The organism is Paenibacillus tianjinensis, assembly GCF_017086365.1.
Lineage (GTDB): Bacteria > Bacillota > Bacilli > Paenibacillales > Paenibacillaceae > Paenibacillus_AQ > Paenibacillus_AQ tianjinensis.
In genome coordinates this window covers 5,710,346-5,721,494 of record NZ_CP070969.1, presented here as the reverse complement: position 1 = coordinate 5,721,494, position 11,149 = coordinate 5,710,346, and the positions used below count along the sequence as shown (strand labels likewise).

The window sequence follows — 11,149 nt, the reverse complement described above, 5'->3', positions numbered from 1 at the left end:
TTACATACAAGCAAAAGCGGACATTCCGCTCCCGGAAGGTTGCGGTGCAATAAAAAAAAGGACAGAGCGGAGGCCAAATACGCGCTGTGCGCATAAATAGCCTTCCGCTCTGTCCTTTGTACCTGAGAGTTACCCTGCACAGCATCAAAAGCCGGCAGGTTTCCCCGTTGGTGATCAGTACGCTGCGGGTGCAGGGTCTGATGCTCTCCAGAGATGCGTCCGGCAAAGGTCCTTTTGCCTGAGAGATTCACCCGTCCCGGGCTTACTCCTTCGGCGCTGTCTTCGTGAGACAGTCTCTCCCTATGCCATCATTCGCTAACGATATGTTTTCTGCTGTCTCCATTAAACCGGGTATCGAGCTGCGCTGTCAACAAAAAAACGTCAAAAAGATGACAAATTTAAATTTCCTGTCAGTAATATTGACATTGCGGAGGACGATAACTTAGTCTATAACTAAATTTACAACACCAAATTCGGAAATGAGGCGGCTTGAAATGAGTGAAGTGTTAGACAACCTGCGATACAGCGAAGAGCACGAATGGGCGCAGCAGGGTGAAGGACGCATAGTACGGGTCGGGATTACGGATCATGCCCAGCATTTGCTTGGCGATATCGTATTTGTGGAGTTTCCGGAAGTGGGTTCAGCTATTTCTGCCGGCGACAGTGTGGGCAGCATTGAGTCTGTAAAGACGGTTTCCGAATTATATTCACCGGTCTCAGGAAAGGTGACCAAAATCAACGATGCGCTGGAGGCCAGCCCGGAATTGATCAATGACGAGCCATACAGCGGCGGATGGATTTTTGAACTGGAGCTGGACGGCGGGTATGATGAGGCGGTTTCTGGACTGCTGGATGCGGCTGCTTACCGCGAACTGGTCGGGGAATAATAAACGGATTTATAGAATTTATCAGACAAAAACGGCTGCCGCTCCTTTTATCGGAAGGAAGCAGGCACCCGTTATTTTGAGGACGGATTTCACACATGATTAAACACTATGTGCGGGGTCTGTCTTTTTGCATTGCTGTGGGTCGAAATCTTCAGATCTCCGGCTGAAAAATGCTACTGCTCCTGCAGCTGGCGCAGGACAATCAGCTCTACCCGGCGGTTCTTCTGGCGGCCTTCTGCAGTCGAATTATCGTAAGCGGGTCTGGTGTCGGCATATCCTGCATACTGGAATGTAGCAGGACTCAGCCCCTCACTGTCCAGGAAAAAGCGCAGCACCGAAAGGGCGCGGGCACCCGACAGCTCCCAGTTGTCATTGTACCGCGAACCGGCAGATACCGGAGTATTATCCGTATGCCCTTCGATGCTGATGGAAGCCCCGATGCCGCGGAATAATCCGGAGAGCTGGCGCAAGGCCGGAAGCGCAGGCGGCTTCAGCTCAGCTCTGCCGACATCGAACAGAAAGCGGTCGCTCAGCGTAATTGCTATGCCCTGCGGCTTGTCTGCGACAAAGATCTGGCCGTCAAGATTATTGTCTTCGACATATTTAGTAATAACCCCCATCAAGGCAGCAAGCTTAGCTTCCTGCTCGCGGAAAGCCAGCTCCCGCGCCGACGGCTGCACATTCTGGCTCTCCCCGGAGGTGCCGGTGTCAGCATTTGGATTCCCTGATTCCGGGTCCCCGCTCTTTCCGGTGTTTTGGCCGTTTCCGCTGCCGATCTCTTCTTCCTGCCCGTTTGCGGGGCTGCTGCTGTTCTGACTTCCGTTCTCTCCGTCCAGCAGTCCGCTGCCGCCTTCCAGTACTGGGTTCCCGGTCTTAAAGGTCTCGGAGAGCGATCCGGTGACGATTTTATATTTTTCCGTATCCAGGCTGCTCATAGCGTACATGATGACGAAAAAAATAAGCAGCAGCGTAATCAGATCCGCATAGGTAATCATCCAGCGGTCCCTGGGCTCATGTGCGCTTTCCCTGCGGCTGCGCCGGTTTCTCTGCCTCATAGCAGGCCTCTTGAAGGGTTGTCTTTATCTGCTGCTGAATCCGCCACAAAAGAGCTCAGCTTCTTGCGCACGAGCTGAGGATGATCCCCGTTCTGCAGGGCAAGGATGCCGACGAGAAGCATTTCCATGCTGTTCAGCTCCATTTGGCTGCGGGATTTGATTTTGGAGGCGATGGGTAAAAATATTAAATTAGCGCTCGCTACACCATATAAGGTTGCTGTAAATGCGACGGCTATGGATGAACCCAGATTGGACGGGTCGGAAAGATTGCTGAGTACATGAATAAGTCCCATAACTGTGCCGATAATGCCCATCGTCGGAGCGTAACCTCCTGCCGCTTCAAAGATTTTGGCATAGCTTTCATATTTCAGTTCTTTGGCATCCATATCCAGTTCCAGAATCTGGCGGACCTGATCCGGATCTGTCCCGTCGACGATGAGCAGCAGCCCTTCGCGGGTAAAGGGATCGGGATGCTCCTCAGCCTGCTCCTCCAGTGCGAGCACTCCGCCCCGCCGTGTGATGGCAGCCATAGATACTAACTCTTCAGCTTTGACAGAGTTGGTATCCGGCTGTCTGCCAAAAGCGATGCGCAGCGCAGAAGGTATAGAGCGCAGTTTGGAGGCGGGAAAGCTGATGAGAACAGCGGCAAGCGTTCCCCCGAATACAATGACCGCGGCGTTGGGCTGCAGCAGTCCGGGCAGGTTGCCCCCTTCCCAGAAGAAACCGCCGACAAGTGCGGCCAGTCCAGCCAGGAGGCCGATAATTGAGGTGATATCCATAGGATCAGTCTCCTTAGTTTTCAATATAATATGGTTTGCATCAAGGTAGGCAACACTGTATAATAAACGGGAACACGCATTCTTATCTCCCATATTTTTTTGTATCGTATGGGATCAGGACAATCAGACCACAATTAATATATATTACTATATTTTAGACGATAGAGGGGAGACGGGCAAATGAGCGACATTGTCGTCAGTACGAAGACTTTCAAACTGGAGTCCGAGTATACACCCCAGGGCGATCAGCCTCATGCCATAGAGGAATTATTGAACGGCATCCGGCAGGGCAAGAAGCACCAGACGCTGCTGGGAGCAACCGGTACAGGGAAGACCTTTACGATTGCACAACTGATATCCAAGCTAAACCGGCCCACATTGGTTATCGCACACAACAAGACGCTGGCTGCACAGCTGGCAAGCGAGTTCAAGGAGTTTTTTCCGAGCAATTCCGTCGACTACTTCGTCAGTTACTACGATTACTACCAGCCGGAAGCCTACATTCCCTCCTCCGACACCTACATCGAGAAAGATTCCAGCATTAATGAAGAGATAGATAAGCTGCGGCACTCCGCAACCAGCTCCTTGTTTGAACGGCGCGACGTTATTATTGTGGCGAGCGTATCCTGTATTTATGGTCTCGGTTCGCCGCAGGAATATGGAAGTCTCCTGCTTTCTTTGCGTGTAGGCATGGAGAAGCCGCGCAATCAGATTCTTAGCCGGCTTGTGGATATCCAGTATCAGCGCAATGACATCAATTTTGTACGCGGCACGTTCCGTGTGCGCGGAGATGTTATTGAGATTTTTCCGGCATCACAGGGAGAACATGCCATCCGGGTCGAGCTGTTCGGTGATGAGATTGAGCGGATTACCGAGATTGATGTCTTGACCGGAGAGCTTATCGGTGAACGTGATCATATAGCGATATTTCCAGCTTCTCACTTTGTTACCCAAGAGGAGACCATGCGGGTTGCACTGGTCAATATTGAACGCGAGCTGGAGGAACGGCTGGCAGTGCTCCGCGAAGCAGGAAAGCTGCTGGAAGCCCAGCGTCTGGAGCAGCGGACCCGTTATGATATCGAAATGATGAAGGAGGTCGGCTTCTGCTCCGGGATTGAGAATTATTCCGGACCGCTGACCTTCCGGGAACCGGGGGCGACCCCATACACCCTGATGGACTATTTCCCGGACGACATGCTGATTGTTATTGATGAATCCCATGTCACACTGCCGCAGATCCGGGCTATGTACAACGGTGACCGGGCGCGCAAGACTGTCCTGGTGGAGCATGGCTTCCGCCTGCCGTCCGCACTGGACAACCGGCCGCTGCAGTTCGAAGAATTCGAAGACAAAGTGAAGCAGATCGTCTATGTCTCAGCGACCCCGGGCCCTTATGAAATGGAACACTGTGACACGATGGTGCAGCAGATCATCCGGCCTACCGGTCTTTTGGATCCGATTATTGAGGTGCGCCCGACAGAAGGGCAGATCGATGATCTGATCAGCGAGATCCGTGAACGCGTAGAGCGGGACGAACGGGTGCTGGTGACTACACTGACGAAGAAGATGTCCGAGGATTTGACCGATTATTTCAAGGAGATCGGCATCAAGGTCCGCTACATGCACTCCGACATTAAGACTCTGGAACGGATGGCAATTCTCCGGGACCTCCGCCTCGGTACGTTCCACGTCCTGGTGGGTATTAACTTGTTAAGAGAAGGACTGGATTTGCCGGAGGTATCCTTAGTTGCGATTCTCGATGCCGATAAAGAGGGCTTCCTCCGCTCAGAGCGTTCCCTGATCCAGACCATCGGCCGGGCAGCCCGTAACTCGGATGGCCGTGTTATTATGTACGGCGACCGTATCACAGACTCTATGGAGAAGGCGATCAGCGAGACTGAACGCCGCCGGGCGATTCAAATTGCTTACAACGAGAAGCATGGTATCACACCGACAACAATCAATAAGAAGATCCGCGAAATCATCGAAGCGACCAAGGTGGCCGAGTCCAAAGCCGAGTATCTCACCGGCGTGGGCGGTAAGATGAACAAGAAAGACAAGCAAAGCCTGATGCAGCGTCTGGAAGCCGAGATGAAGGACGCCGCCAAGAACCTACAATTCGAACGCGCCGCCGAGCTGCGCGACGCCTTGCTGGAGCTGCGGGCTGAATAAAGCAATACTTCCAAGTACGAACCGGAACGGCGCTTCCCACGCCGTTCTTTTTAGATAAAGTGTCTACGCCTCCCGAAGGGACAGGCAGTTGTCAGTTAGCGCCTCCCGAAGGGACAGCCGCAGTTAAGCAGTTAGCGCATCCCGAAGGGACAGCTGCTGTTAAGCAGTTAGCGCATCCCGAAGGGACAGCCGCAGTTAAGCAGTTAGCGTATCCCGAAGGGACAGCCGCAGTTGTCAGTTAGCGCATCCCGAAGGGACAGCCGCCGGAGCGTCTGCATTCCAGCGGTCCCGAAGGGATAAGCGCTCCTAGCACCAACGTAACTAAGTCCATCCACCCCTCTCCTTCGTCAACCCTTGCGGGTGTCCAGAGGGCGCAGCCCTTGGGGCCCTCCCTTGGAAGGGAGGGTTTGGGAGGGATCGAAAATTTTTCATAAAAATTTCTTTAAGTATTTCAATTAGGAGGTTTTACCGTTGGCGAACGAAAACATAGTAATCAAAGGCGCGAGGGCGCACAATCTCAAGAACATTGACGTAACGATTCCGCGGGACCGCTTCGTTGTGCTGACGGGACTTAGCGGCTCCGGCAAATCATCGCTTGCGTTCGATACGATCTATGCCGAGGGACAGCGGCGTTATGTGGAGTCCCTCTCGGCTTATGCCCGCCAGTTCCTGGGTCAGATGGAGAAGCCCGATGTTGATTCCATCGATGGCTTGTCCCCGGCCATTTCGATTGACCAGAAGACTACGAGCCGTAACCCGCGCTCGACGGTAGGGACGGTAACGGAGATTTACGATTATCTGCGCCTGCTGTTTGCCCGGATCGGACATCCGCATTGCCCGGATCACGGCATTGAAATTACATCGCAGACCGTGGAGCAGATGGTCGACCGGATTATGCAGTATCCCGAGAAGACGCGGCTGCAGATTCTGGCACCGGTCATTTCCGGACGCAAAGGCGAGCATAAAGGCCTGTTCAGCGACATCTCGAAGCAGGGCTTCGTTCGTGTGCGTGTCGATGGAGAGCTGCGTGAAGTTACGGAAGAGATTGAGCTCGAGAAAAATAAGAAGCATACCATAGAAGTTGTAGTAGACCGTATCGTCATTAAGGACGATGTACAGACCCGCTTGACCGACTCCCTCGAAACCGCACTCAAGCTGTCCGGCGGTCAAATTCTGGTGGATATTATCGGCCAGGAGGAGCTGCTGTTCAGTTCGAATTTTGCCTGCCCGGTGTGCGGCTTCAGTATTGAGGAGCTGGCCCCGCGGATGTTCTCCTTCAACAGTCCTTTCGGGGCCTGCCCGGAATGTGATGGTCTGGGGATGAATATGGTTGTCGATCCGGACCTGCTGATTCCTGACCCGGAGAAATCGATCGAAGAAGGTGCTTTTCTGGCCTGGACCGGCAGCACCTCTAATTATTATCCGCAGTTTCTCAAGTCGGTCTGCGAGCATTTTAAGATTCCGCAGAATGTTCCGGTAAGCACGCTGACACCTGAACAGATGAATAAGCTGCTGCACGGAACGGGCAGCGAGAAGATCCGCTTCCGGTATGAGAACGACTTTGGCCAGAAGAAGGATGCGCTGGTTGCCTTTGAAGGAATTATTCCTAATCTGGAACGGCGCTACCGGGACACGGCTTCTGAGGGAATCCGTGAATTTATCGAAGGCTTCATGAGTGCCAAGCCTTGTCATGTCTGCAAGGGCAAACGCCTGAAGAAGGAAATTCTCGCTGTTACGATCAATGAGCGCAATGTGGCCGATGTGACGGATCTTTCTATTGGCGACTGCCAAGAATTTTTTGAGGGTCTTGTACTGAATGAGAAAGAGACGGCAATTGCCCATCTCATCCTCAAAGAGATCAGCAGCCGGCTTGGCTTCCTGGTCAATGTGGGTCTGAATTATCTGACGCTCAGTCGTGCGGCGGGATCATTGTCAGGCGGAGAAGCCCAGCGGATTAGGCTTGCTACCCAGATCGGCTCCAGTCTAATGGGCGTTCTGTACATTCTGGACGAGCCCAGTATCGGCTTGCATCAACGGGATAACGACCGGCTGATCTCCACACTCGCGCATATGCGCGATCTCGGCAATACCCTAATCGTGGTTGAACATGATGAGGATACGATGATGGCTGCTGACTATATTATAGATATCGGCCCGGGTGCAGGGATTCACGGCGGGAACGTGATTGCCCAAGGCACACCACAGGAGATTATGAATGATCCGAACTCCTTGACCGGGGAGTATTTGAGCGGACGCAAGTTCATTCCGGTTACCTCCAAGCGGCGGCCGACCGATGACCGCTGGATCGAGATCCGCGGAGCCAAAGAGAACAACCTGAAGAACGTCAACGTGAAGATCCCGCTGGGTGTGTTTACGGCCGTGACCGGCGTGTCCGGTTCAGGCAAATCCTCTCTGGTCAACGAGATTCTCTATAAGAGTCTGGCCCGGCAGTTGAATAGAGCAGTGAAGGTCCGTCCGGGTCTGCACAAGGAAATCCGCGGTCTGGAGAACCTGGATAAGGTTATTGAGATCGACCAGTCGCCGATTGGCCGTACTCCGCGCTCGAACCCGGCAACCTATACCGGCGTGTTCGACGATATCCGTGATCTGTTCTCGAAGACCAATGAGGCCAAGGTTCGCGGCTTCCAAAAAGGCCGGTTCAGCTTTAACGTGAAGGGCGGACGCTGTGAGGCTTGCCGTGGAGACGGAATCATTAAGATTGAAATGCATTTCCTGCCGGATGTGTATGTACCTTGTGAAGTGTGCAAAGGCAAACGTTATAACCGGGAGACATTGGAAGTTAAATATAAAGGCAAGAGCATTGCGGATGTGCTGGAGATGACGGTAGAGGATGCCACCGAGTTCTTCAAGAACATTCCGCGTATCCACCGCAAAATGCAGACGCTGCTGGATGTGGGCCTTGGGTATATCAATATCGGCCAGCCCGGAACGACATTGTCCGGCGGAGAAGCCCAGCGCGTAAAGCTGGCCTCCGAGCTGTACCGCCGCAGCACAGGCAAGACGCTTTATATCCTGGATGAACCGACTACAGGGCTGCATGTCGACGACATCGGCCGTCTGCTGGAGGTGCTGCATCGACTCGTGGACTCCGGTGAATCGGTTCTGGTCATTGAACATAATCTCGACGTAATCAAAACGGCAGATTACATCATCGATATGGGTCCTGAAGGCGGCAGCGGCGGCGGGACAGTGCTGGCAACCGGAACCCCGGAGAAGCTGATTACCGTTGAAGAGTCCTATACCGGCAGATATCTGAAGCCAATCTTGATCCGTGATACAGAGCGGACGGAGGCCATGGAGCTGCAAACGTCGGAAACCGTATAGTAGCTTATACTGTTACGGGGTAATGTATGGTGCAGCTTCAGTGTGTAGGTTCTCCTTTAAAGGTTGCTTGACCGAACGAAGGGCGAACAGGTGGAAAAAAGCAAACTAATTTGTTCGTTTCCGTACTTTTGGAGGATTTAGGTGGAAAAGCTCCATTTAAATCACCCTATAGTTGCCAAATAGCTTTGAACCGGAAGATTTAGTTGGACTTTTTCCCGCTACTTCGGCCTGGAACCAGATTAGGTCATATTAAGTGGAGAATTTCCCTATAATAGCAACCAGCCATCCAAACCAGAACACGCCGCACGCGGTCATCCCGCATGCGGCGTGCTTTTTGTGCTTATAATTGTGTGCATTTCAATATGTTCAGTCCAATAATTACTGTCCTTCATGAAAGTACTTAAATGCACGGTCTAGCTTGCATGAATTAACAAGGATTATTTAAAGTGCTCTAACATAACTTAGCTTACTTAACTTAGCTAGCTTCAAGCCTCAGCGGCCAAAATCGCCGTGAACTGCTCCTGAATGACGGGAATACCAACACGTTCAACAAAGGAATGGAAGTTCTCCGTCTCACTCCGCTGCTCACTGTAAAAAGTAATCAGCTGCTCCAGAACCGGACCTACCCGTTCCCCCTTTACCCGGCCTTTTAAGGGGCGGGTAAACTGGGCCGCCGGCCCTTGATCGCCAGTGCCCAGGGTTCCTCCGATCGCAATGTCGAAGGCATCCACCATACCTTCCGGTGTTTTGATCAGAGAGCCCTGCAGGCCGATATCGGCGACATGCTTTTGTCCGCAGCCGTTCGGACAGCCGATGAAATGAATCCGCAGCTTCTCCTCCAGCTGCAGCCGCTCATCAAGATATTCAGCTACACTTACAGCACGCTCTTTCGTTTCCACGAGTGCCAAATTGCAAAATTCATTACCGGTGCAGGAAACGGTGCGGCTGATGAAGTTTTTGGCCACCGGGGATAACCTCTGCAGTACTGGTGCCTGGAGAAGCTCGGGGAGTTTATTATTCGGGATGCCGCTGAGAATGATATTTTGCGACATGGTTGTGCGGATTTTACCCTCACCATAGGAATCAGCCAAATCCGCTAATTGATTAAGCTCATCGCTGTTCAGCCGTCCAACCGGAACGTTCAGCCCGACATAGCTCAGCCCTTCCTGGCGCTGCGGATGTACACCGTCGAAATAAGCGGCCTGCCAGCCTAGCGTTTTGTCTTCGCCGCGTGCAGGCAGCTCACCAATCACTTCAAACAGCTTTTCCTTAAATTTCTCAGCACCCCAATCGGCAACGAGAAACTTCAGCCGGGAATGATGGCGTTTTTCACGGTAGCCGTAATCACGGAACAGTGTCACAACTCCGGAAGCGACCTTGAGCGCCTCTTCCGGTTTGACGAATACATCTAGTTTTTGCGCCAGATGCGGTTTTGCGGAGAGTCCGCCGCCCACCATCACATGGAACCCGGCAGTTTCTTGTCCATCAATGATTTTGACAGCCGGGGTAAACGACAGATCGTTGATTTCAGCTTGTCCATTGTTATAGTAATTGGCGGAGACGGACAGCTTGAATTTACGGGGCAGGTTGGAAAAATCCCGGTTCAGCATGAAGAAATCATTCAACTGCTCCACGATGGCAGTCGTATCGAACAGCTCGTCCTTGTCGATTCCCGCCAGCGGATTACCCACGATGGTCCGCGGACAATCACCGCAGGCTTCATAGGAATAGAGCGAAGCGGCCTCAAGCCTCCGGAAAATATCAGGGAAGTTCTCCACAGTCAGCCAATGAAACTGGACAGCCTGCCGGGTGGTTACGTCAATCAGCCCCCGCCCGTACAATCGGGCGATCTCGGCAATGGCTCTTGCCTGATCAGAGGTCATAATTCCGGTATTAATACGGACACGCATCATGAAATGGCCGTTTCGCGGCTTTTGCTGATATACCCCCGCCCACTTAAAAAGATCAAGCTCGTCAGCAGGGATGGAATCAAAGCCCTCCAGGGCATATTTTTCTAGTATGGTGCGGATGATGTCCAGCCCGTCTTTCTGCAGTTTAACAAATTCGAATTTGCTCAGTTTTTCTGGATTAGCACTCCAAACCGGTTCGTAAGCCATCGTATAACTTCCTCTCTTCCAGGATTCCCCTTTAGTGATATTGCATGAATTCCGGTAGTATTCCTGAGATATTATGCTCGATGGTAACATAAGAGCCTAAGAACAGGCTGTGAGAGTTGTAGCAAACGATATAACGATTCTTTATGGCTTCATTAGGTCCTGCTGATAGTTCAATAACACTTCGATGGGATTTTTACTTGGATGAGGATTGTTTGTTTCTTCGTCAATGAGATTATTCATATTTTGAGGGCTGAAAACAGCCGTGAAAAATATTTCTTGTGACATTTACCGATTTTTTGCGGATTTCCTATTGCGCCAGGCAATTGGTAGCGATAACATAGAGGGAGATATGGATTAGAGGACCTTGCTTGACAACACTTTTGAGGAGGTAATGCCATGCTGCTTGCAGAAGCTGCTGTGCAAGAACCGTCTAAATTTCATACCTTCGATCTTTTTATGATTATGTTCACCATCCTGATCTTTGTCGGTGTCTTCCGGCTGCTCCGTGCTCCCCAGAAGAACAAGTTTGCGATTGCCTTCGGTGTGGTGAGCCTGCTGGTATTTGCCGTTTCCGATTATGCGATGATTATGAACTGGTTAAGCTGACGTTAACACTGTTTTCAATGAAATTCCTGAACAATTGCAGATCTTGCTGTTCAAAAGACTCCTTTAAACGCTGCCGGCGTGGACAAAGGTGTCTTTTTAGCATTAGGCGATCAAATGTTGGTAAACCGATGGCGCAGTGTTGTGATATTTGATACAATTAATAAGTTAAAGATTTGGAAAAGATCCGC

General features: G+C 51.7%; 8 protein-coding genes and 1 riboswitch. Of the genes, 5 read left to right on the top strand and 3 right to left on the bottom strand.

Going from position 1 to position 11,149, the window contains the following annotated elements; genetic code table 11:
* Positions 1-86 precede the first annotated feature (86 nt).
* Both JRJ22_RS26645 and gcvH read left to right on the top strand, forming a co-directional pair.
* Positions 87-242 (top strand): hypothetical protein, encoded by a 156-nt coding sequence (locus JRJ22_RS26645; RefSeq protein ID WP_206102216.1) that lies wholly within the window; start codon positions 87-89, stop codon positions 240-242.
* Positions 217-312, bottom strand: a riboswitch (glycine riboswitch). Its footprint overlaps the gene before it by 26 nt.
* Before the next feature lie 182 nt (positions 313-494).
* Complete coding sequence (gene gcvH, locus JRJ22_RS26640) at positions 495-887, top strand: glycine cleavage system protein GcvH (RefSeq protein WP_206102215.1); 393 nt, start codon at positions 495-497, stop codon at positions 885-887.
* 173 nt (positions 888-1,060) lie between these two features.
* On the opposite strand, the gene JRJ22_RS26635 is transcribed toward gcvH, so the two are convergent.
* Both JRJ22_RS26635 and JRJ22_RS26630 read right to left on the bottom strand, forming a co-directional pair.
* Positions 1,061-1,942, bottom strand: a complete 882-nt coding sequence (locus tag JRJ22_RS26635; protein WP_206102214.1) for an OmpA/MotB family protein — start codon at positions 1,940-1,942, stop codon at positions 1,061-1,063.
* Positions 1,939-2,721, bottom strand: a complete 783-nt coding sequence (locus tag JRJ22_RS26630) for a flagellar motor protein (protein WP_206102213.1) — start codon at positions 2,719-2,721, stop codon at positions 1,939-1,941. The genes JRJ22_RS26635 and JRJ22_RS26630 overlap by 4 nt, the downstream gene beginning before the upstream one ends.
* 180 nt (positions 2,722-2,901) lie before the next feature.
* On the opposite strand from JRJ22_RS26630, the gene uvrB reads away from it, so the two are divergent.
* The gene (uvrB, locus tag JRJ22_RS26625; RefSeq protein WP_206102212.1) at positions 2,902-4,893 is read left to right on the top strand and encodes an excinuclease ABC subunit UvrB; all 1,992 of its coding nucleotides are present in this window, start codon (positions 2,902-2,904) and stop codon (positions 4,891-4,893) included.
* 471 nt (positions 4,894-5,364) lie between these two features.
* On the top strand, positions 5,365-8,238 hold the full coding sequence (gene uvrA / locus JRJ22_RS26620; protein ID WP_206102211.1) for an excinuclease ABC subunit UvrA: 2,874 nt from the start codon (positions 5,365-5,367) through the stop codon (positions 8,236-8,238).
* 485 nt (positions 8,239-8,723) lie between these two features.
* Here the strand turns inward: uvrA and JRJ22_RS26615 are convergent, their stop codons facing one another.
* The gene (locus JRJ22_RS26615; protein ID WP_206102210.1) at positions 8,724-10,355 is read right to left on the bottom strand and encodes a nitrite/sulfite reductase; all 1,632 of its coding nucleotides are present in this window, start codon (positions 10,353-10,355) and stop codon (positions 8,724-8,726) included.
* Between the two features lie 396 nt (positions 10,356-10,751).
* Here JRJ22_RS26615 and JRJ22_RS26610 point away from each other — a divergent pair, with 396 nt between their 5' ends.
* Positions 10,752-10,961 (top strand): hypothetical protein, encoded by a 210-nt coding sequence (locus JRJ22_RS26610; RefSeq protein ID WP_206102209.1) that lies wholly within the window; start codon positions 10,752-10,754, stop codon positions 10,959-10,961.
* The last annotated feature ends 188 nt before the right edge of the window (positions 10,962-11,149 follow it).